Annotated in this window: 19 protein-coding genes; 12 read left to right on the top strand and 7 right to left on the bottom strand. The window is 72.8% G+C overall.

Going from position 1 to position 20378, the window contains the following annotated elements; all coding sequences use genetic code 11:
• The first annotated feature begins 76 nt into the window (after positions 1–76).
• Positions 77–1711, top strand: coding sequence for an acyl-CoA synthetase (locus ACWEVP_RS42635; RefSeq protein WP_452068282.1), 1635 nt, complete (start codon positions 77–79; stop codon positions 1709–1711).
• On the opposite strand, the gene ACWEVP_RS42630 is transcribed toward ACWEVP_RS42635, so the two are convergent.
• Positions 1706–1996, bottom strand: coding sequence for a nuclear transport factor 2 family protein (locus ACWEVP_RS42630; RefSeq protein WP_452068281.1), 291 nt, complete (start codon positions 1994–1996; stop codon positions 1706–1708). The genes ACWEVP_RS42635 and ACWEVP_RS42630 overlap by 6 nt on opposite strands.
• Positions 1997–2071: 75 nt before the next feature.
• Here ACWEVP_RS42630 and ACWEVP_RS42625 point away from each other — a divergent pair, with 75 nt between their 5' ends.
• Positions 2072–5008, top strand: a complete 2937-nt coding sequence (locus ACWEVP_RS42625) for a helix-turn-helix transcriptional regulator (RefSeq protein WP_452068280.1) — start codon at positions 2072–2074, stop codon at positions 5006–5008.
• A gap of 94 nt (positions 5009–5102) precedes the next feature.
• Here the strand turns inward: ACWEVP_RS42625 and ACWEVP_RS42620 are convergent, their stop codons facing one another.
• Positions 5103–6023 carry a hypothetical protein gene (locus ACWEVP_RS42620; protein WP_452068279.1) on the bottom strand — a complete coding sequence of 307 codons (921 nt, stop codon included), beginning with the start codon at positions 6021–6023 and terminating at the stop codon, positions 5103–5105.
• 369 nt (positions 6024–6392) lie between these two features.
• On the opposite strand from ACWEVP_RS42620, the gene ACWEVP_RS42615 reads away from it, so the two are divergent.
• The 4 genes from ACWEVP_RS42615 to ACWEVP_RS42600 are packed head-to-tail and all read left to right on the top strand — an operon-like array spanning position 6393 to position 9776.
• Positions 6393–7145, top strand: coding sequence for an SDR family oxidoreductase (locus ACWEVP_RS42615; RefSeq protein WP_452068278.1), 753 nt, complete (start codon positions 6393–6395; stop codon positions 7143–7145).
• The gene (locus ACWEVP_RS42610) at positions 7142–8197 is read left to right on the top strand and encodes a phosphotransferase family protein (RefSeq protein WP_452068277.1); all 1056 of its coding nucleotides are present in this window, start codon (positions 7142–7144) and stop codon (positions 8195–8197) included. Before ACWEVP_RS42615 ends, ACWEVP_RS42610 begins: the two co-directional genes overlap by 4 nt.
• Positions 8198–8854 (top strand): histidine phosphatase family protein, encoded by a 657-nt coding sequence (locus ACWEVP_RS42605; RefSeq protein ID WP_452068276.1) that lies wholly within the window; start codon positions 8198–8200, stop codon positions 8852–8854. It begins immediately after the preceding gene.
• 10 nt (positions 8855–8864) lie between these two features.
• Positions 8865–9776, top strand: a complete 912-nt coding sequence (locus tag ACWEVP_RS42600) for an SMP-30/gluconolactonase/LRE family protein (protein ID WP_452068275.1) — start codon at positions 8865–8867, stop codon at positions 9774–9776.
• On the opposite strand, the gene ACWEVP_RS42595 is transcribed toward ACWEVP_RS42600, so the two are convergent.
• From ACWEVP_RS42595 to ACWEVP_RS42580, 4 genes are read right to left on the bottom strand one after another with little or no spacing between them, the layout of a single operon-like run.
• Positions 9773–10600 carry an enoyl-CoA hydratase family protein gene (locus ACWEVP_RS42595; RefSeq protein WP_452068274.1) on the bottom strand — a complete coding sequence of 276 codons (828 nt, stop codon included), beginning with the start codon at positions 10598–10600 and terminating at the stop codon, positions 9773–9775. The genes ACWEVP_RS42600 and ACWEVP_RS42595 overlap by 4 nt on opposite strands.
• Positions 10597–11289, bottom strand: coding sequence for an SDR family NAD(P)-dependent oxidoreductase (locus ACWEVP_RS42590; protein WP_452068273.1), 693 nt, complete (start codon positions 11287–11289; stop codon positions 10597–10599). Before ACWEVP_RS42590 ends, ACWEVP_RS42595 begins: the two co-directional genes overlap by 4 nt.
• The gene (locus ACWEVP_RS42585; RefSeq protein WP_452068272.1) at positions 11286–12788 is read right to left on the bottom strand and encodes a benzoate-CoA ligase family protein; all 1503 of its coding nucleotides are present in this window, start codon (positions 12786–12788) and stop codon (positions 11286–11288) included. The genes ACWEVP_RS42590 and ACWEVP_RS42585 overlap by 4 nt, the downstream gene beginning before the upstream one ends.
• The gene (locus ACWEVP_RS42580; protein WP_452068271.1) at positions 12781–13533 is read right to left on the bottom strand and encodes a creatininase family protein; all 753 of its coding nucleotides are present in this window, start codon (positions 13531–13533) and stop codon (positions 12781–12783) included. Before ACWEVP_RS42580 ends, ACWEVP_RS42585 begins: the two co-directional genes overlap by 8 nt.
• A gap of 48 nt (positions 13534–13581) precedes the next feature.
• On the opposite strand from ACWEVP_RS42580, the gene ACWEVP_RS42575 reads away from it, so the two are divergent.
• From ACWEVP_RS42575 to ACWEVP_RS42555, 5 genes are all read left to right on the top strand, one after another.
• Positions 13582–14397 carry a PaaX family transcriptional regulator gene (locus tag ACWEVP_RS42575; RefSeq protein ID WP_452068270.1) on the top strand — a complete coding sequence of 272 codons (816 nt, stop codon included), beginning with the start codon at positions 13582–13584 and terminating at the stop codon, positions 14395–14397.
• Positions 14394–15188 carry a tryptophan 2,3-dioxygenase gene (locus ACWEVP_RS42570; protein WP_452068269.1) on the top strand — a complete coding sequence of 265 codons (795 nt, stop codon included), beginning with the start codon at positions 14394–14396 and terminating at the stop codon, positions 15186–15188. The genes ACWEVP_RS42575 and ACWEVP_RS42570 overlap by 4 nt, the downstream gene beginning before the upstream one ends.
• Positions 15185–16378, top strand: coding sequence for a kynureninase (locus ACWEVP_RS42565; RefSeq protein ID WP_452068268.1), 1194 nt, complete (start codon positions 15185–15187; stop codon positions 16376–16378). Before ACWEVP_RS42570 ends, ACWEVP_RS42565 begins: the two co-directional genes overlap by 4 nt.
• 166 nt (positions 16379–16544) lie before the next feature.
• On the top strand, positions 16545–17618 hold the full coding sequence (locus ACWEVP_RS42560) for a Glu/Leu/Phe/Val dehydrogenase dimerization domain-containing protein (protein ID WP_452068267.1): 1074 nt from the start codon (positions 16545–16547) through the stop codon (positions 17616–17618).
• Positions 17615–18418 carry a serine hydrolase gene (locus ACWEVP_RS42555; protein ID WP_452068266.1) on the top strand — a complete coding sequence of 268 codons (804 nt, stop codon included), beginning with the start codon at positions 17615–17617 and terminating at the stop codon, positions 18416–18418. The genes ACWEVP_RS42560 and ACWEVP_RS42555 overlap by 4 nt, the downstream gene beginning before the upstream one ends.
• On the opposite strand, the gene ACWEVP_RS42550 is transcribed toward ACWEVP_RS42555, so the two are convergent.
• A complete protein-coding gene (locus tag ACWEVP_RS42550; RefSeq protein ID WP_452068265.1) occupies positions 18403–19347 on the bottom strand; it encodes a LysR substrate-binding domain-containing protein in 945 nt (314 codons plus the stop codon). The two genes, ACWEVP_RS42555 and ACWEVP_RS42550, sit on opposite strands and share 16 nt — an antisense overlap.
• A gap of 84 nt (positions 19348–19431) precedes the next feature.
• On the opposite strand from ACWEVP_RS42550, the gene ACWEVP_RS42545 reads away from it, so the two are divergent.
• Entirely contained in the window at positions 19432–20343 is a 912-nt protein-coding gene (locus ACWEVP_RS42545; protein ID WP_452068264.1) for an MBL fold metallo-hydrolase, read from the top strand.
• Positions 20344–20378 lie beyond the last annotated feature (35 nt).

Below are 20378 nucleotides of genomic sequence, written 5' to 3'. Positions count from 1 at the left end.
TCCAGTAGCCCCCATACCGCCGGTACGCCCGCCGTCGGCGTGGGCTCGCTTCCCCAGCAGCAACGGAGGTGCCTGGATGAGCCTGGTCGAGCTCGCCACGCAGGTGGCGGACAAGGTGGCCGAGACGGCCCGCAGCGTCGACGTGATGCGGCGGGCGGGACTCGTTCCCTTCCCCCGGCTCGACGAGGGGGTCCGCTCGCTGGTCGCGCTCCGCAAGTTCGGGCCGTTCGCCGGCGCGAACCACATCTCCGCGCGCCGCGACCCGACCGCCGTCGGCATCGTCGACGAACTCGGCCCGCTGACCTACAAGCAGCTGGACGACCAGTCCAACGCGCTGGCCAGGGCCTGGTCCGAGCGTGGGATCCGGCCGGGTCAGGTCGTCGCCGCGCTCTGCCGGGACCACCGCGGCCTGGTGATCACCATGGCCGCGTCGGGCAAGCTCGGCGTGCGGCTGCTGCTGATGAACACCGGGTTCGCCAAGCCGCAACTGGCCGACGTCGCGAAGCGGGAAGGCGTCACCGCGCTGGTCTACGACCAGGAGTTCACCGGCCTGCTCGACGCCATCCCGGCCGGCGTCGACCGGTACCTGGCCTGGGTCGACCCGGACACCGACCTGACCGACCGGGACACCCCGGTGCTCTCGGAGATCATCGCCAGCACCGACGACCGGCCGTGGCCCGCGCCGGCCAAGCCGGGCGGGTTCGTGCTGCTGACCAGCGGCACCACCGGCACGCCGAAGGGCGCCCCGCGCCCGCACACCTCGGCGCTGGCGTCGGCGCAGTTCCTCGACCGGATCCCGCTGCGCTCCAACGAAGCCACGTACATGGGCGCGCCGCTGTTCCACGGCACCGGCCTCTCGCAGTTCATCCTCTCCTTCGCGCTGGGTTCGAAGGTGGTGATGCGCCGCAAGTTCACGCCGGAGGAGGCGCTGCGCGGCGTCGCCGAGCACAAGTGCACCGCGCTCGTGCTGGTGCCGACCATGCTGCAGCGCATCGTCGACCTGCCGAAGGACGTCCGGGAGAAGTACGACACCTCGTCGCTGCGGATCATCTTCGTCGCCGGCTCGGCGCTGTCACCGGACCTCGGCAACCGCGCCAACGAGGCGTTCGGCCCGGTCGTGCACAACCTCTACGGCTCGACCGAGGTCGCCGTGGCGACGGTCGCGACACCGGAGGACTGGGCGAAGGCCCCGGGCACCGTCGGGCGCGCGCCGGTCGGCTGCAAGGTGGCGCTCTACGACGAGAAGGGCGTGAAGATCACCGAGCCGAACGTCACCGGCCGGGTGTTCGTGGGCAGCGGGCTCAGCTTCGGCGGCTACACCGACGGCCGCCACAAGGAGATCATCGACGGGCTGCTCTCCAGCGGCGACGTCGGCCACTTCGACGACGACGGCCTCCTGTTCATCGATGGCCGCGACGACGAGATGATCGTCTCCGGCGGGGAGAACGTGTTCCCGATCGAGGTGGAGAACCTGCTGGTCGAGCGCGAAGACGTGCTCGAGGCCGCGGTGATCGGCGTCGAGGACCCGGAGTTCGGCCAGCGGCTCAAGGCGTTCGTCGTGCGCACGGAGGATTCCAAGCTCGACGTCGACGGCGTCCGCGAGTACGTCAAGGCGAACCTGGCGCGGTACAAGGTGCCGCGTGACGTCGAATTCCTGGACGAGCTGCCCCGCAACGCGACCGGGAAGGTGCTGCGCAACAAACTGTCATGATCCTCGCTGGACGTTGACGATCAGCCAACGTCCGTCGCGGCACGCGGCGACGACGGTGCAGGCGGCACCGTCGCGCCGCCCGGTCGCGACCCCGACGGCGGCGGTCACCTCCAGCCGGGTCCACCGGAACGCCGCCGCCGGCGCCCGGCCGGGCCAGTGGTCGCGGTCGAGCACCAGCCCGTCGGGGCCGTCACCGCGGAAGTCGGCGGCCAGCAACGACGCGGCGCCGTCGCCGCGGGTTTCGGCGTCGCGCCAGCGAGCCAGCAGGTCTTCGAACGTGTCCACGGGTCGAAGGTCGCAGGCGGCGGGGGCGCGGACATCTGCCACCTGGCCGAGATTCGCTGGCAGACTGGCCGGGCGATGAGCGAGACGAACCTGGTGCCCGCGGGCACGGTCACGATCCTGTGCGCCGGCGACGAACCCCCGGCGGTCTTCGCGACGCCTGGGGCGGCGCTGGCGGCCCTGACCGGCGGACCCGCCGCCGTCCACACCGGCGAAGTGCTGCTCCGCGGAGACGGCACTCCCACCGGTCCCGCCGTCCGGCGCTGCCGGCACCTGCGCGAACTGGCCGACGGCCGCACGCTCGTCTCCGCGCGCGCCGCCGCCGAACTGCCGGGCGAGCCGCTGCACGACCTCGGCGTGCACCGGCTGCCCGACCTCACCGGGCCCGAGCGGATCTTCCAGCTCGGCGGCCGCCCCGGCCCGCTGCGCTCGCTCGACACGACCCCGAACAACCTCCCCGTGCAGCTGACCGGCTTCGTCGGCCGCGGAACCGAAGCCGCCGAACTCGGGCAGCGGCTCGCCGGGGGACAGCTCGTCACGCTGGCCGGGACCGGCGGCAGCGGCAAGACCCGGCTGGCGGCGCAGGTCGCCGCCGCCGGGATCCGGCGCTGGCCCGACGGGGTGTGGTGGGTCGGACTCGACGCCGAGCCCGCCGAAGCCGCCGAGCTGGTCGCCGCGACCCTCGGGGTGCCCGTCGAACCGCACGCCGGCGCCGTCCGGTCGGTGGCGACCCACCTGCGCGACCGGCGTGTCCTGCTCTGCCTCGACAACTGCGAGCAGGTCCTCGACGGCGTCGCGGACCTCGCGGTCGAGCTGCTCCGCTCGTGTCCCGAGGTCGCGCTGCTGGCGACCAGCCGCGAACCCCTCGGCGTGCCGGGGGAGACGGTGTGGCGGGTGCCGCCGCTGGCCGTCGAGGAGGCGGTGGCGCTGTTCGTCGAACGGGCGGGCGCGGTCCGGCCACTGTTCACTTTGGACACTTCGAGCGCGGCCGCCGTCCGGTCGGTGTGCACCCGGCTCGACGGCATCCCGCTGGCCGTCGAGCTCGCCGCCGCGTGGCTCGGAACCCTTACCCCGCACCAGATCGACGCCGGTCTCGACGACCGCTTCGCCCTCCTCACCCGCGGCTCGCGCGGGGTGCCCGCGCGGCAGCAGACCCTCGCGGCGTCGATCGCGTGGAGCCACGACCAGCTCGACGACGAGGACCGCGCGGTGTTCCGCCGGCTCGCCGTGTTCGCCGGCGGGTTCACCCTCGACGCGGCGGGCGGCCCGGCCGTGCTGCCCGCGCTGGGCCGGCTGGTCGACAAGTCCCTGGTACTGGCCGAAAACGGCCGTTACCGGCTGCTGGAGACGCTTCGCGAGTACGCGGCGGCCCGGCTGGCCGAAGCGGGCGAGACCGACGCCGTCCGCGACCGCCACCTCGACCACTTCCTCGCCGTCGCCGAAGCCGCCGAACCGGACCTCGACCGCGACAAGGACGCGTGGCGCGCGCGGATGGAACCCGAGTGCGACAACCTGCGCGCGGCCCTGGAATGGGGGCTGGCGCGGGAAGATCCGGCGCGGGGCCGCCGGCTCGCCGCCGCCGTCGCGTGGCTGTGGAACCTGCGCGGCCGTGGCCACGAGGGGCTCGGGTACCTGAAGCGCGCGGTCGCCCGGCGCCCGGACGAGCGGTCGACGCTGCAGGCCCGGCTGCTCACCGGCATGGGACTGATCGCGGACACGACGGCACCGTTCGACCTCGAAGCCGCACGGCTGGGCTTGGAGATCGCCACCGAACTCGGCGAGGCGAGCCTGCGCGCGCGGTGCCTGACGCTGACCGCGCTCGGGCACCTGTACACCGACTTCGACGCGGCCTGGGACGTCGCCCTCGAAGCCGAGCAGGCCGCGGGAAGCGACGGCTTCGCCCGCGACAGCGCGTTGATGCTGCGGGGAATCGTCCTGCACGCGCGGGACCGCCACGACGAAGCCGGGCCGTTGCTCGCCGAGGCGGCCGAAGGGCTGCTTCGCCGGGGAGACCGCGGTCTCGCGTCGACGGTCCTCAGTGCCTTGTCGGCGAGCGCGCTCGCGGCGGCGGACCTGCCGCGGGCGCGGGAACTGGCCGGGCAAGCCGTCGAGGTCGCCGCGCCGCTCGGCGACTTCCACCGCGTCAACACGACGTTGTGCCGGCTGGCGATGGTGCACTGCCTGGCCGGCGACGTCGACGCGGGGTTCCGCGTGATGGCGCCGTTCCTGCGGCTCCTCGAGACCGCGGGCGAGGTCTTCGTGCCCGGCATGGCCGGGGTGATGGGCGAGCTGCACCGGCGGCGCGGCGAGTTCGCCGACGCCGAGCGCTGGTTCGCCCGCGAGGCCGTTCCCGGGACGTACCTGGCGTCGCAGGGGCTGGCCGAACGCGGGGCCGTGCTGCGCGCGCTGGGCCGGACCGACGAGGCCGCGGCCGTGCTGGCCACCGCGGTCGAGCTGACCCGCCGCTGGGGCCTGCGGTCGGCGCTGGCCGACGCGCTGGACCAGCAGGGCTACCTGGCCGGGCCGGAGCAGGCCGCCGATTTGCACCACGAGGCCCTGGCGCTGCGCCTGGACCACGGCCTCCGCCTGGGTGTCCTGGACAGCCTGGACGCGCTGACGGCGTTGCTGGCCCGCACCGGCCGCGAAGCCGACGCGGCGCGGGTGTTCGTCTCGTGTTCCCGCGCCCGCGCGGAACTGGGCTTCCCGCGGCGACCGGAGCAGGCCGGCCCGGGGCTCACCACCGAGGACGAGCCGATGAGCCTCGACGACGTGGTGGCCTACGTCCGCCGCACGAGGGGCGCGCGCGGCCGCCCGTCGAGCGGCTGGGGCAGCTTGACGCCGACGGAGCTGGAGGTGGTCAAGCTCGCGGCCGAGGGCTGCACGAACCCGGAGATCGGGGCCAAGCTGTTCATCAGCCGCGGCACGGTGAAGACGCACCTCGCGCACGTGTACGCCAAGCTGGGCATCGCGAACCGCACGGAGCTGGCGACCGTGGCGGCCGCGCACCTCGGGTGAGCCGATGCCCAAGACGCCGGGGCCGAAGGCGCTGGCCTCGCCTCCGAGCCGCGTGGCGCCGGCGACCCTTGCGGCTGGCCACCTGGCGCGCGGGTCAGTCCCAGTCGATGCCGAAGACGCCCGGTCCGAAGTCCAGCGCCACCGCGTGCACCCCGTCACCGCCGTCGAGTTTGAGGGGGCGGCGGCTGGCCGTGGTGCCGTTGCGGGCGTACTGCCAGCAGCGGTCCGGGGCCGCGGCCGGGGCGAACCGGACCTCCAGCAGGTACTCCCGCACCGGGCGGCGGAACTCGCGGTAGTAGGTGTTGCGGCACTCCGGGTACGGCGGCCCGCCGTTGGTCAGCGTGTACTCGATCAGGTGCGTCTCGCCCCGGTCGATCGGCCGGTCGAACACCAGCTCGGCGACGAGGAGCCCGTGCGTGACGTCGGCTTCGGCGCGCCCGATCCGGCAGTTGCGCACCGCGTGCAGGTCCGGCGGGCCCGCCGCCGGGTCGTCCTGGGTGTACACGAGCAGCCAACGGTCCTGGCCGTCCGCGCCCGCCTGGAACACCGCCCGCGCCGTGACCGCGCGCTGGCCGCCGTCCGCGGCGATCTCGCACAGGTCGTGCAGCCCCACCAGCTTCAGCGGGTGCTGGCGCTCCAGCGCGTCCGGCGCGCCGACCTTGTCCAGCAGCGGCTGCAGGACCTCGCGGGGGAACGTCAGCGGCTCGCCGCCCGCGTGGCGCTTCCCCGCGCCGCCGCGGGGCCGGGGCGGGGGCAGCAGCCCGAGCAGCGACCCGGCGGGCACGTCGAGGATTTCTTCCAGCGTGCGCACGGCCGACAGCGAGCTCTGCCGCTCCGGCTGGCGCTTGCCTGACTGCCAGTAGCTGAGGGCGGTGACGCTGACGACGACGCCGCGGGCGCGCAGCCGCGCCTGGATCCGGTCGAGGGACAGGCCGCTCGTCGCGATGGCCGCGCGCAGGTGCGTGGCGAACGCGGTGCGCTCACCCTGCTGACCGCCCGCCGTGCTGCCCGCCATGGCCGACCCGCCCCGTAACGTCCCCCGACGATCCCCGACTCCGTGCACGTTAGCAGGATCCGCCACCCCCATCGCCGAGGCCGCCGGTGGCCGGGAGCCGCGCCGCCACTCGGGCGAACGGGCTAGTACTGGCAACTGTGAACCATTGCCCCGGCCTGGGCGGACGCGCTTGTATGACTTGCCCGCGCCGGTGGCCCCGCCTCCCCCCTCACGGTCCATCCGCGTGCGGGCCGCAGCCGTGGACGAACGGCTCCGGCTCACCCGGCCGCGTTGTGCGACCGGCCGGGGTGGCCGCGCGATGACCGGTGGCCCGGCGACGCCCCCAGCGCCGGGCCACCGGTCTTGTTACCAACGGGTAGGCTCCGGGACATGACGGTCCGGAAGAACATCCTGATCACCGGCGCGAGCAGCGGGTTGGGCGAGGGCATGGCCCGCCGGTTCGCCGCCGCGGGGCGCAACCTGGCGCTGTGCGCCCGCCGCACCGACCGGCTGGAGAAGCTGGCGGCCGAGCTGACCGCGGCGCACCCGGGGATCAGGGTCGTGACGCGCAAGCTCGACGTCACCGACCACGACAGCGTCTTCACCGTCTTCGAGGAGTTCCGCGCCGAGCTGGGGTCCCTCGACCGGGTGATCGTGAACGCCGGGCTCGGCAAGGGGCAGCCGGTCGGCAAGGGCCGGTTCGACGCCAACCGGCAGACCCTCGAGGTCAACTTCGTCGCGGCCGCCGCCCAGATCGAGGCCGCCGCCGGGATCCTCCGCGCGCAGGGCGCCGGGCACCTCGCCGTCGTCTCGTCGTTCAGCGCGATCCGCGGCCTGCCGGGCAACCTCACCGCCTACGCCGCTTCGAAGGCCGGCATCTCGGCGTTCGTCGACGGCACCCGCCTGGAGCTCAAGCGCAAGGGCATCACCGTCACCGACGTCCGGCCCGGCTACATCGAGTCGGAGATGAACGACCGGCTGGGCCGCAACCCCCTGCTGGCCAAGGCCGAGAGGGGCGCCCGCGCGCTGGTGAAGGCCATCGAGGCCGAACCGCGCCGCGCCTACGTCCCGGCGTGGCCGTGGGTGCCGCTGAGCGTCGCCATGCGCGTCGTGCCGGCGTCGATCCTGCGGAGGTTCGCATGACCACCGTCGAGGTCCGCGAGGAGGACGCTTTCGACGCCGCCGCGGTGCACGCCTGGCTGGCCACGCGGATCGAAGGTCTCGGCACCGAGCCGCCGCGCGTCCGGCAGTTCCCCGGCGGGGCGTCGAACCTGACGTACCTGCTGAGCTACCCGGACCGCGAGCTGATCCTGCGCCGCCCACCGGCCGGGCACAAGGCGGCGTCGGCGCACGACATGCGGCGCGAGTACCGCGTGCAGCACGCGCTGAAGCCGGTGTTCCCGTACGTGCCGCGGATGCTGGCGTTCGGCGACGACGAGAGCGTGCTCGGCGGCGACTTCTACGTCATGGAGAAACTGGACGGCCTGATCCTGCGCGGAGATCTGCCGTCCGGCCTCGACCTGAGCGCGGACCAGGCCCGCGAGCTGTCGGGAAAGGTCGTCGACCGGCTGGTCGACCTGCACGCCGTCGACGTCGAGGCGGCCGGGCTGGCCGACCTCGGCAAGGGCGCCGGGTACGTCGGGCGGCAGATCCGCGGCTGGTCGGACCGGTACGTCGCGGCGCGCACGGACAACGTCGGCGACTTCGCCGAGGTCCGCGCGTGGCTGGCCGCGAACCAGCCCGGCGAGGTGAAGATCTGCCTGATCCACAACGACTACCGGCTCGACAACCTGGTGCTGGACGGGCCGTCGACGTTGAACATCACCGGCGTCCTCGACTGGGAGATGGCCACGCTCGGCGACCCGCTGATGGAGCTGGGCAGCATGCTGGCCTACTGGGTGCAGGCCGACGACGACGACGTCATGAAGGCCAGCCGCCGCCAGCCGACGCACCTGCCGGGGATGTTCACGCGCGCGGAGTTCGTCGCGCGGTACGCGGAGAAGACCGGGCTCGCCGTGGGGGACTGGCGGTTCTACGAGGTCTACGGCCTGTTCCGGCTCGCCGCGGTGCTGCAGCAGCTTTACCGGCGCTACCGCGAAGGTGCCACCCGCAACCCGGCGTTCAAGGACTTCTGGCAGTTCGTCGGGTACCTCGACTGGCGGTGCCGCGAGATCATCGCGAAGGGGAGGGTCTGAGTGGGCGCCATCTACCTGGTCCGGCACGGGCAGGCGTCCTTCGGCGCGTCCGACTACGACGCGCTTTCGCCGCGCGGGTTCGAACAGTCCACTGTGGTCGGTGCGGAACTGATGCGGCGCGGGATGGTGTTCACCCAGGTCCGGTCCGGAACGCTGGCCCGGCAACGTGACACCGCGGCGACCGCGCTGAAGGTGCTCGGCACCGACGTCCCGGTGGTCGAGGACCCGCGCTGGAACGAGTACGACCACGTCGACATCGCACGGCACCACGCCGGGGGCGCGCCGCAGGAGGATTCCCGGGCGTACCAAGGGGTTCTGGACGCGGCGCTGACCGCGTGGACCACGGCCGGCGACGGCGGGCCGTGCGCGGAGACGTGGCCGGCGTTCCTCGCGCGCTGCCGGTCCGCTCTGGAAGACCTGGTGACGTCCTTGGGCAAGGGCGAGCACGCGGTCGTGTTCACCTCCGGCGGCGTGATCGCCGCGATCTGCGGCCTGCTGATGGGAACACCGGAAGCCGGGCTGCTGAAGCTCAACCGCGTGACGGTCAACGGCGGCATCACGAAGCTGGTGTCCGGCCGCGGCGGTGTCACCATGTTGTCCTTCAACGAACACCCGCACTTCGAAGCCGACGCGGCTTCGCTGCTCACCTACCGGTAGGAGACGTTCGATGCGGTTCGGCGAGGTCACGGTCATCCCGGTGAACGGGCACGGCCCGGAGGACGTCGTGGTCGACGGCGAGGGCCGGATCTACACGGGCGTGGACGACGGCCGGATCCTGCGCGTCGCACCCGACGGACGGCACATCGACGTCATCGCCGACACCGGCGGGCGCCCGCTGGGGCTCGAGCTGTACGGCGAAGACGAGCTGCTGGTCTGCGACGCGCGGGCCGGCCTGCTGGTGGTGCCCCTGGCAGGCGGGTCGCCTTCGGTCCTGGCGACTTCGGCGCTGGGGCTGGACTTCGTCTTCTGCAACAACGCGGCGGTGGCGGCCGACGGGACGGTGTACTTCACGGACTCCTCGCGCCGGTTCGGCATCGACAACTGGCGCGACGACCTGATCGAGCAGACCGGCGGCGGCCGCCTGCTGCGCCGCGCCCCGGACGGCGCGATCGACCTCGTCCTCGACGGCCTGCAGTTCGCGAACGGCGTCGCGCTGGCCCCGGACGAGTCGTTCGTGGCGGTCGCGGAGACGGGCGCGTTCAGCGTGTCCCGCGTCCGGCTCGCCGACGGTCACGTGGACGCGCTGGCCGAGAACCTGTGGGGCTTCCCGGACAACATCGCCACGGGCTCGGACGGCCTGATCTGGATCACCCAGGCGTCCCCGCGCGTCGCGGCGCTGGACGTGGTCCGCCGCCTGCCGTCGTTCGCCCGCGCGGGCGTCCGGCGGCTGCCGGCGTCGTTGCAGCCGAGCCCGGGCCGCGAGGTGGGGGTGCTGGGCGTGACCCCGGAGGGCAAGGTGGAGCGGGAGTTCCGCGGGGAGATCGCCGGGTTCCACATGCTCGTCGGGGTCCGCGAGTGGCAGGGACAGCTGTACTTCGGCTCGCTGGAGGAGAACGCGATCGCGGTGACGGCCCGCTAGCGGCCGGTCCAGCGGGGCTCGCGGCCCGCGGTCCACGCCGCGTAGAACTCCTTGTGGTCCTTCGCCGTCATCAGCAGCGCCTGGGTCATCGCCTCCAGCTCGATCGCGCTGCCCAGGTCCATGTCGAGTTCGCGGGTCAGCAGCACCTTCGTCGTCGCGTACGCCAGTGCCGGGCCGTCCGCGAGCCGGCGCGCCAACGCCGTGGCCGTGGCCGGGAGGTCCGCGTCCGGGACCACCTGCGAAGCCAGCCCGATCTCGGACGCCCGCGCGGCGGAGATCTTGTCGCCCAGGATCAGCAGCTCCGTCGCGCGGCCCAAGCCCACGAGCCGCGGCAACAGGTAAGCCGAGCCCATGTCCGCACCCGCCAAGCCCACCTTCGTGAACAGGAACGCGAACTTCGCCGACTCCGCCAGCAGCCGGAAGTCACTGGCCAGCGCGATCACCGAGCCCGCCCCCGCCGCCACCCCGTTGACCGCCGCGATCACCGGCAGCGGGCACTCGCGCAGCGCCTTCACCACCGCGCCCGTCATGCGGGTGAACTCCAGCAGCTGTGCGGTTTCGAACTTCTGCAGCTCGCCGATGATCTCCTCGACGTCGCCGCCGGAGCAGAACCCGCGGCCCTGCCCCGTGATCACCAGCACCCGCACGTCTTCGTGCTGCGGCAGCTCGAGTACCAGGTCCCGCAGGTCGGCGTAGACGTCGAACGTCAGCGCGTTCAGCCTGTCCGGCCGGGTGAACGTCACGGTCGCGACGCCACTGTCCACAGTGAACTCGAAGTGTTCCCACTCCTTCGTCAGCGGTGCGGTCGCGCGGAACGGGCTCATGACTGGATTCCTCCGCCGTCGAGTACGAGGGTCTGGCCGTTGATCGCGGCGGCTTCGGGCGCCGCCAGGAAGGCGACGGCGAACGCCACCTCCGAAGGGTCCAGCAGCCGGCCGAGCGGGGACGCCGCGGCCAGCGCCGCTTCCGCGTCCGAAGTGGACCGGCCGGAGCGCGAGACGATCCGCTCCACCGAAGTGGCCGTCATGTCGGTGCGGACGAACGCCGGGCAGACCGCGTTGGCCGTGACGCCGGTGCCGGCCAGCTCCGCCGCGACCGCGCGCATCAGCCCGGCCGCGGCGTGCTTCGACGCCGTGTACCCGGCCGTGTAGCGGTAGCCGACGTGCGACGCCGTCGACGCCACCGTCACGATCCGGCCGCTGTCCCGGGAGCGCATTCCCGGCAGGACCGCCCGCGTGCACAGGAAAGCGCCGGTCGCGTTGACCTCGATCTGCGACCGCCAGTCGGCGAGCGAAGTCTTCGCGAGCGGGGCGCTGGCGGAGATCCCGGCGTTGTTCACCAGCACGTCCACCGGCCCGGCGGCCGCGAAGTACGCCGCGACGGCGTCCTCGTCGGTGACGTCGCAGTCGGCCCGGCCGGGCGCGAGCACGGTGTCACCCGCCTCGGTGAACCGGGCCGCGATCGCCGCGCCGATCCCGCGGGTGCCGCCGGTGACGACGACCAGCCGGCTCACGACCGGCCCGCCAGTGCGCGCCGGTCGAGCTTTCCGTTGGCGGTGCGGGGGAGTTCGGTCATGAACACCACTTCACGGGGGTACTTGTGCTTGGCCAGGTGGGCTTTCGCGTGGGCCTTCAGCTCGTCCGCGGTCACCGGGTCGCGCACCACGACGTACGCGCGCGGCACGACCAGCCCGTCGACCTCCTGGCCGACGACCGCGCAGTCCACCACCGCGGGGTGGCCGAGCAGGCAATCCTCGATTTCGCCGGGCGCCACGAACACCCCGCCGACCTTCAGCAGCGCGTCGGCACGGCCGTGGTGGCGGAAGAACCCGCCGGAGCGGCTGAACAGGTCACCGGACGTCAGCGTGTCGCCGTCGAACGTCTTCGCGGACTTCTCGGGATCGCCGAAGTACTCCCGCGCGATCGTCGGGCCGGTGACCCGCAGCGGCCCGATTTCCCCGTCGGGCAACGGGTTTCCGAGCTCGTCGACGACCTCGGCGGTATAACCGGGCACGGGCGTGCCGAGTGTCCCGATCCGCGCCGCGCCCGGCCGGTTCGACAGGTAGATGTGGTAGGCCTCGGACGACCCGATCCCGTCGACGACCGGCACGCCGAACGCCGCGTCCCACCTCCGGTGCAGCTCCGAAGGCAGCGCCTCGCCCGCGGACGTCGTCATCCGCAGGCAGCTGAGGTCCTGCGACGCCGCGTCCGGGTGCGCGACCATCGCGCTCATCATCGTCGGCACGTTCACCAGCACGGTCGGCCGGTAGCGAGCGATCAGTTCGAACATCAGGTCCGCCGTGCTGCGTTCGGGGAACGCGATCCCGGCCGCGCCGACGCCGAACGGGAAGAGCGCCACCAGGTCGCGCGCGTAGCCGAAGAACAGCTTCGGCACGGCGAGCACGCGATCGTCCTCGCGCAGCCCCAGCACCTGCACGGCGTACCGCTCGAAGCTCTCTTTCGCGCTCCGCAACGGATGCACGCACGCCTTGGGTGCGCCGGTGCTGCCGGTGGTGAACTTCCAGATCCCGATGTCGTCCACAGTGGTCGGTGCGGCTGCCAGCGCGGGCGAAGCGGTGTCCAGCAGGGTCCGGAAGGGACGTTCGCCCGGGAGCAACTCGCTTTCCGGGACGCCGAGCACCAGCAGGTTCCGCGCGCCCGCGGAGCGCAGCGCGGGCAGCGTGACGGCGTCCGCGACCACCGCGACGGCCTCGGTGTAGCCGAGGTAGTACGCGTAGTCCTTGGGCTGCAGGAACGGGTAGACCTCGGCAGTGACCGCGCCGATCTTCTGCGCGCCGTACCAGGTCGCGACGAACTCCTCGCCGTCGCTGAGCGCCAGCAGCACGCGCTGTCCCCGCCGGACGCCGGCGTCGCGCAGCACGTTTCCCGCGCGGTTCGCAAGCTCGGCCAGGTCGCCGTAGGAAACCGCTCGATCCCCCACGAACAGGGCGATGCGGCCGGAAGCCGCGTGCCGGTCGAGGAAGTACGTGGCGAGGTTGAACGGCTCACTCACGGGCCAGCTCCCGGATCGCTTCCACCAGCAGGTCGGTCAACGTCGAAAACGTCTCTTCCCCTTCGGCCGCGGTCGCCTCGGCGGGCGCCCCGCAGTACGCCTCGGTCATCCCCATCTCGATGAAGCCACCCTCGGAAGGGGCCGCCGCGAGGCTCACCGGCACGTGCGGCAGCGTCCGCATCAGCGGCTGGTCGACCAGCTCGGGCCGGTCGGCGAGCGCGAGCGACGTCTCGTAGCGGCCCGCGTGGCACTCGCCGGACTTGAACTCCTCGGTCAGCCGCTGCGCGTGCCGCCGCCGGACCAGGTCGAGCAGCGCCACGCGGCCGTCGTAGGCGAAGTTGAGCGTCTCCACCGCCCGCCGCAGCGTGACCAGGTGTGCGGGCTCGAAGTGGTTGTTGACCAGCAGGATCCGCCGGAGCCGCTGGCCGATCAGCGCGGACCCGATGTCGACGAGCAGCGAGTGCAGCGTCTCCTCGCCGATGTGGACGCCGCCGGCGAACCCGGCCGCGAACCGCGTCACGCCGTAGGGCACCTCGGGCAGGACCAGCACGTGGACGTCGTCGTCGGCGGCCAAGCGAGAAGCCGCGCGCTCGCACATCCCGCGCGAGATCAGCGGGTCGGTGCCCAGCGGCGCGTGCGGGCCGTGCGGCTCGATCGCACCCAGCGGAAGCAGCAGCACCGGCGTGCGGTCGCCGTCGGCCAGCGAAGCGACCTGCCGCGAGCTGAGGTCCGCGAAGTACGTCACGCAAATCAAGCTACACCGCAGCGGCCTGAGGTGTATAGAGTTGCGTTCATGCCCGGAGACGCCTTCGAAGCCAGCCCGCAGGAGCTGGTCGTGACGTTGCTGGGTAGCTACGTGCACCCGCGCGAGACCCGGCGGGTGTGGTCGGGCGGCCTGGTCGCGGTGCTCGCCGAGCTGGGCTTCTCCGACGGCGCGGCCCGCATCGCGCTGACCCGCCTGGTGCGCCGCGGCCTGCTCCAGCGCCACCGCGAGGGCCGCACCGTGCACTACTCGCTGACCCGCCGCACCGTCGCCCTGCTCGCCGACGGCGACCACCGGATCTTCTCCCTCGGCCGCCGCGAACGCGCCGCCGGCGAGTGGACGGTGCTCTGGCAGAGCATCCCGGAGAGCCGCCGCCAGGCCAGGGAACGCCTGGTCCGGCGGCTGCGCTTCCTCGGGTTCGGGCCCTACCAGGACGGCACGTGGATCGCCCCGCACGACCGCGAGGCCGAGGTCGTCGCCCTGCTCGGCGAGCTGGACGTCACCGAGCACGCCGGCCTGCTGCTCGGCCGCCCGTCGGCCGCGCTCGACGTCCGCCGCTTCGCCGGCCGGGCCTGGGACCTCGACGACCTCGCCGCGCGCTACACGGCCTTCGTCGAGCAGTTCGGCGGGTACGCGGGGAAGGAGACCGCGGACGCCGAGGCGTTCGAGGTGCACGCGCGGCTGGTGCACACCTTCCGCGCGTTCCCGTCGCTCGACCCGGAACTGCCCGACGGCCTGGTGCCCGCACCGGATCGCCGGGCGGCCGCGGTCGAGCTGTTCCACCATCTGTACACCGCGCTGGCTCCGGCCGCTCAGCGCCATTTCGACGAGGTGACCCAGGGATGACCGACATCGACGCCCAGACCCAAGAAGCCTTGAGCTACACCTCGTACCTCGCGCTGGACGAGGTGCTGAACGCGCAGCGGACGCGTTCGGACGAGCACGACGAACTGCTGTTCATCGTGATCCACCAGGTGTACGAGCTGTGGTTCAAGCAGATCCTGCACGAAGCCGCGTTCCTGCAGCAGAACCTGGAAAAGGGCAACACCGCGCACTCGATCCGGATCCTGCGGCGGATCCTGACGATCCTCAAGGTCGCCGTCGCGCAGATCGACGTGCTGGAAACCATGACCCCCAGCCAGTTCACGAGTTTCCGCGCCCGTTTGGACGCTTCGTCCGGCTTCCAGTCGGCCCAGTTCCGCGAGCTGGAAGCCGTGCTGGGCCGCCGCGACGAGCGCGTGTTCGCGCACTACCCCGAAGGCGGCGAGCAGCGGAAACGCATTGCCGAAGCGATGGCCCGGCCGTCCTTGTTCGACTCTTTTCTCGCGTACCTCAAGGCTTCTGGCTATTCCGTGGAGTGTGACCGAGACGTCACTCGACCGGTGGAGCCGTCTTCCGCCCTGCAGGCGATATTGCTGGACGTGTACAGCGACGACGGCGGACCGTCGGTCGTCGCGGAATGTCTGGTGGATCTCGACGAAGGGATGCAGGAGTGGCGCTACCGGCACGTGAAGATGGTCGAACGCACCATCGGCGACAAGACCGGGACGGGAGGATCATCCGGCGCGACCTACCTGCGTACCACGCTCTTCCAGCCGATGTTCCCGGATCTCTGGGCCGTACGGAGCCGACTGTGACCACTTTGGACGACCTGCGCGCTGACGACAACGCGCTCGCCACGCACTACTCCCGCTTCGGCGTCGCCGAACGCCTGCTGCTGTCCGGGCACTCGCACCAGGCGTGGCCGGACGTCGCGGAGGAGGGGCTGCGGGAGTCCTTCGCGGACGCCGCCCGCGACGTCGACGAGAAGTGGGAGCGCGCGTTCGCGAAGGCCGACGAGCTGCGCGCGGGCTTCCGGGTGCTGCTCGGCGACCCGCACGGCGAGTACGCGCTGGGCGCGAGCACGCACGACCTCGTGCTGCGGTTCCTCTCGGCGATGGAGCTGCCCCGAAGACCGCGGCTGGTCACCACCGACGGCGAGTTCCACACGCTGCGCCGCCAGCTGGCCCGCCTCGAGGAGGAGGGCGTCGAGGTCGTGCGGGTGCCGCTCGACCCGGTGACCACGCTCGCCGAGCGCGTCGCGGCCGAGGTGAACGACGACACCGCCGCCGTGCTGGTGTCGGCGGTGCTCTTCGAGACGTCGAGGCTGGTCCCCGGGCTGGCGCACCTTGCCGACTCGTGCCGCAGCCGGTCGATCGAGCTGGTCGTCGACGCCTACCACGCGCTCGGCGTCGTCCCGTTCCCGCTGCACGACCTCGGGCTCACCAACGCCTGGGTGCTCGGCGGCGGCTACAAGTACCTGCAGCTCGGCGAGGGCAACTGCTTCCTGCGGCTGCCGGCGCACGCCCAGGAGCTGCGGCCGGTGATCACCGGCTGGTACGCCGAGTTCGGCGCGCTCGCCGACGAGCGGGAGCCGGGCAAGGTCGCCTACGCCACCGGTGGCGACCGCTTCGCCGGCGCGACCTACGACCCGGCCAGCCACTACCGCGGCGTCCGGATCCAGCGGTTCTTCGCCGAGCAGGGCCTGACGCCGGAGTTCCTGCGCGAGGTCTCCCAGCACCAGGTGGGCCTGCTCGCGTCGGTGTTCGACTCGCTGAACCTGCCCGCCGACGTCGTCACGCGTGACCGTTCGGTGGAGCTGGACCGCCTCGGCGGGTTCCTGTCGCTGCGCTGCGCCGACGCGGCCGGGCTGCAGGCGGCGCTGGCCGCCGAAGGCGTCCGCACCGACAGCCGGGGGCCGTACCTGCGCTTCGGTCCCGCGCCGTACCTGTCGGACACGCAGCTCGAGACGGCGATGAACACCCTGGGCAAGGTCGCCCGGAGCTGATTACCCGTCCGTATCCCGAGACCTCCACTGGTCTCGCGATCACCGGGGATCTAGGTTGGTGCCGGGCACCCGGCGGGCGGACGACCTCCGCGCGCGGGGCTCCCGCTCACCCCGTGAAGCGCGTCCCGGCCACGAACCGGGCGCGGATGACAAAGGAGTCACCACCGTGACCGAAGGAGTGTTCGCCCGGGGCACCGGGCACGAACAGGTCGTGTACTGCCACGACCAGGCCAGTGGCCTGAAGGCCATCATCGGCATCTACTCCACCGCGCTCGGACCCGCCCTGGGCGGGACGCGCTTCCACCCCTACGCCACCGAATCCGACGCGCTCGACGACGTGCTCGCGCTGTCCAAGGGCATGGCGTACAAGAACGCGCTGGCCGGGCTCGACCTCGGCGGCGGCAAGGCCGTCATCATCGGCGACCCGAGGACGCTCAAGTCCGAAGCGCTGCTGCGCGCGTACGGGCGTTTCGTGCAGTCCCTGGGCGGCCGCTACATCACGGCGTGCGACGTCGGCACCTACGTGCAGGACATGGACGTCGTGGCCCGCGAATCCCGGTACGTGACCGGTCGTTCGCCCGAGGACGGCGGAGCGGGCGACTCGTCCGTGCTGACCGCGTTCGGCGTCTTCCAGGGCATGCGTGCCTCGGCCGAGCACCTCTGGGGCAGCCCGGACCTGGCGGGCAAGCGCGTCGGCGTGGCCGGCGTCGGCAAGGTCGGGCACATCCTCGTCGGGCACCTCGTGGAGGCCGGCGCGCAGGTCACGATCACCGACGTCTACGCCCCGGCCGTCGCGCGCACGCTCGAGATCTACCCGAACGTCCAGGTCGCGTCCGATGTGGACACCCTGCTGCGCGCCGAGCTGGACGTCTTCGCGCCGTGCGCGCTGGGCGGCGTCCTGAACGACGAGACGGTGCCGGTGCTCGGCGCCCGCGTCGTGTGCGGAGCGGCGAACAACCAGCTCGCGCACGCGGGTATCGACAAGCAGCTCGCCGACCGCGGGATCCTGTACGCGCCGGACTACCTGGTCAACGCCGGCGGCGTGATCCAGGTCGACGACGAGCGCCACGGCTTCGACTTCGAGCGCGCCAAGCGCAAGACGACGGCGATCTACGACACGACCAAGGCGGTGTTCGCCCTGGCGGACACCGACGGAGTGCCCCCGGCGACGGCGGCCGACCGGCTGGCGGAGCGCCGGATGGCGGAGGTCGGGCGGCTGCGGTCCATCATGACCGGGTGAGCTCGGCTGACATCCTGGCCGCGGCGGGCGTGCGGGGGTACCTGCACGCCCGCCGTCTCGGTACGGCCGACTGCGTGGGTGTCGACCCCGACGCCCCGGTGGTGCTGGCGTCGGTGGTGAAGGTGCCGCTGGCGTACGAATTCGCCCGCCAGGTCGCGGCCGGGCTGCTGGACCCGACGGACCGGGTGCGCGCGTCGGCGGCGGACCGGCTGGGCGGCAGCGGTTCCGCGGGCTTCGCGGACGACGTCTCCTACAGCCTGCGGGACGCGGCGCTGCTGGCGCTGTCGGTGTCCGACAACACGGCCGCGGACCTGCTGTTCGACCGGGTGGGCGTGGCGAACGTGCGGTCGCTGCTGGCGGAACTGGGCCTGTCGCGGACCTCCGTCATCGGCCCGCCGCGCGAGCTGCTGCGGACGATCATGGCGGACACGTCCGCCGGGGTTCCGCTGCGGGCGCTGGATCCGCTTCGGACGTCGGCCACCACGCCTCGCGAGATGACCGAGCTGCTGTCGGCGATGTGGCGTGACCCGGGCCCGGGCGCCCAGGTGCTGGGGTGGATGTCGGCGCAGGTGAGCTGGCACCGGCTGACGGCGGGGTTCCCGCCGGAGGTGGCGGTGGCGGCCAAGACCGGGACGATGCCGGGGATCCGCAACGAAATCGGCGTCGCGACGTACCCGGACGGCGCGGCCTACGCGGTCGCGGTGTTCACGGTGGGCGGGGCGGAGACGCTGCGCCGGCCGGACATCGACCGCGCCATCGGGGACGCGGCCCGCGCGGCGGTGGATCAGCTGCGCTCGTAGAACACGTCCCACGGCCGGGCGGTGGGCGGCTCCGGGACGATCCGCGAGACGCCGTCGCCTTCGAGCACGCCGGCCGCGATTTCCGCCAGCTTCGCGGCCTGCGGGTGCGGGCTCGACGGGGGCCAGGCGAAGGCCATCCGCGACCGCAGCACCTCGCCGGTCAGCGGCCGCCACACCACGCGCGGCTCCTTGCGCGGGCCGGGTTCGAACGCCACGCCGTGGCCGGCCAGCACCAGGCCCAGCGCGAACTCCGGGTTGCGGGCGTGCCGGACCGCGGCCGGCCGGAAGCCGTGGTCCCAGCAGGTGCGCAGCAGCGTGTCGTAGCTTCCCGGCGCGGCCGCGCGCGGTGCGTGCACCAGGCCTTCGCCCGCCAGGTCGGCGAGCGCCACCTCCGAACGGCGCGCGAGCGGCGAGTCGCGGGGGAGCACCACGCCGAGCGGGGTGTCGATCGTGGGTCCGAGCTCCAGCCCGACGACGTCCACCGGCAGTTGCAGGAGCCCCGCGTCCAGGGAACGGTCGGCCAGCAGGCGCGTCTGCTCGGCGGTGGTCAGTTCCTGCAGATCGAGCCGGACGGCGGGGCACTCTTCGGCGAACTTCGTCAGGATCGCGGCGAGGACCGGGCCGGGCAGTTCCGGCGGGACGCCCGCGCGCAGGGCGTCCAGCTCGCCGCGTTCGGCCTTGGCGACGAGCGCGGTCATGCGGTCCCAGCGGCTCAGGAGGTCGCGGGCTTCGGCGCGCAGCACCTCGCCGGCTTCGGTGAGCGTGACGCGCCGGCCGCGGTCGAACAGCTTCGCGCCCAGCTCGGCTTCGAGCCGTTTCACGCGCTGGCTCAAGGGCGGCTGCGCGATGCCGAGCCGGTCGGCGGCGCGCCCGAAGTGCAGTTCGTCGGCGACGACGAGGAAGTACCGCAGCGAGCGGAGGTGGTCCACGCTGCGACGATACTCGTCCGCATATCGACATGCCGACGTCTCGATCTTGGACAGCGCGGCCGCGTCCGTGGTCTGGTGCCGGGCATGGACTTCAGCAGACGAGGGCTGTTCGGCGCGGGTGCCGCCGCGGCGGCGATCCTGGCGGGCACCCCGGCGGCGGCCGCCGCTTCGACCATGACCCTGCGGTGGTGGGGCAACAACGGCTGGGAGATCCGCGTCGGCGGCAAGACCGTCCTCATCGACCCGTGGCTGACCCGCTTCAAGACGGGGACCTACACCCCGGCGGGCGCGGACCCGAAGACGCCGCTGTCGGTGAACAAGGCGCTGATCGACGGCTACCTGGACCGCGGCGAGCTGCGCGCGGACCACATCCTGGTGACGCACGGCCACTACGACCACCTGACCGACGTTCCCTACCTGGCCAGACGCACCGGCGCGTCGGTCTTCGGCACCGAGACCCATTTGAGTCTCATGGCGGCGCTGGGTGCCCCGGAGGACCAGCTGGCGATCGCGAGCGGCGGCGAGGACCTGACGTTCGGCGGGTACTCGATCCGCATCCTGCGGTCCCTGCACTCGGCGACGGGCGACCGGGCGCGGGTGCCGTTCCCGGGCTCGCGCCCGCTGTCCCGCCGCGACCGCCCGCGGGTGATCGAGGACCTGGTGGAGGGCGGCACGCTGGCTTACGCCGTTTCGGGCGGCGGCGCGACGGTGCTGAACTTCGGCGGCTCGAACTACATCGAATCCGAGCTGGCGGGGCTGCGGCCGGACGTGGTGTGCGTGCCGGTGGGCGGGGCGAAGGTGACGCAGTACGTACCCCGCCTGCTGCGCGCGCTGGGCGACCCGCGGATCGTGGCGGCGACCCACTGGGACGACTTCGACCTGCCGCTGGGCCAGGCCCGCGACCCGAACGGCGGGCTGGAAGTGCTGCGCAAAGCGGTGGCCGCGACGTCGAGCGAGTTCGTGGTCCTGGACCACCTGGGTTCGTTCGTGCCCTGAGCGCGACGAAGGCCCCCACCGCGAGCAGTGGGGGC

The organism is Amycolatopsis sp. NPDC003865 (assembly GCF_053605345.1).
The sequence above is the reverse complement of the archived record's forward strand: the minus strand, read 5'-3'. Positions and strand labels throughout refer to the sequence as shown.

What these genes read in the sequence shown, in the direction of transcription:
- ACWEVP_RS42615 (WP_452068278.1), top strand. Translation starts at nt 6,393, where the DNA reads ATGACGGTCCGGAAGAACATCCTGATCACCGGCGCGAGCAGCGGGTTG.
- ACWEVP_RS42610 (WP_452068277.1), top strand. Translation starts at nt 7,142, where the DNA reads ATGACCACCGTCGAGGTCCGCGAGGAGGACGCTTTCGACGCCGCCGCG.
- ACWEVP_RS42595 (WP_452068274.1), bottom strand. Translation starts at nt 10,600, where the DNA reads ATGAGCCCGTTCCGCGCGACCGCACCGCTGACGAAGGAGTGGGAACAC.
- ACWEVP_RS42545 (WP_452068264.1), top strand. Translation starts at nt 19,432, where the DNA reads ATGGACTTCAGCAGACGAGGGCTGTTCGGCGCGGGTGCCGCCGCGGCG.
- ACWEVP_RS42575 (WP_452068270.1), top strand. Translation starts at nt 13,582, where the DNA reads ATGCCCGGAGACGCCTTCGAAGCCAGCCCGCAGGAGCTGGTCGTGACG.
- ACWEVP_RS42600 (WP_452068275.1), top strand. Translation starts at nt 8,865, where the DNA reads ATGCGGTTCGGCGAGGTCACGGTCATCCCGGTGAACGGGCACGGCCCG.
- ACWEVP_RS42635 (WP_452068282.1), top strand. Translation starts at nt 77, where the DNA reads ATGAGCCTGGTCGAGCTCGCCACGCAGGTGGCGGACAAGGTGGCCGAG.
- ACWEVP_RS42570 (WP_452068269.1), top strand. Translation starts at nt 14,394, where the DNA reads ATGACCGACATCGACGCCCAGACCCAAGAAGCCTTGAGCTACACCTCG.
- ACWEVP_RS42620 (WP_452068279.1), bottom strand. Translation starts at nt 6,023, where the DNA reads ATGGCGGGCAGCACGGCGGGCGGTCAGCAGGGTGAGCGCACCGCGTTC.
- ACWEVP_RS42625 (WP_452068280.1), top strand. Translation starts at nt 2,072, where the DNA reads ATGAGCGAGACGAACCTGGTGCCCGCGGGCACGGTCACGATCCTGTGC.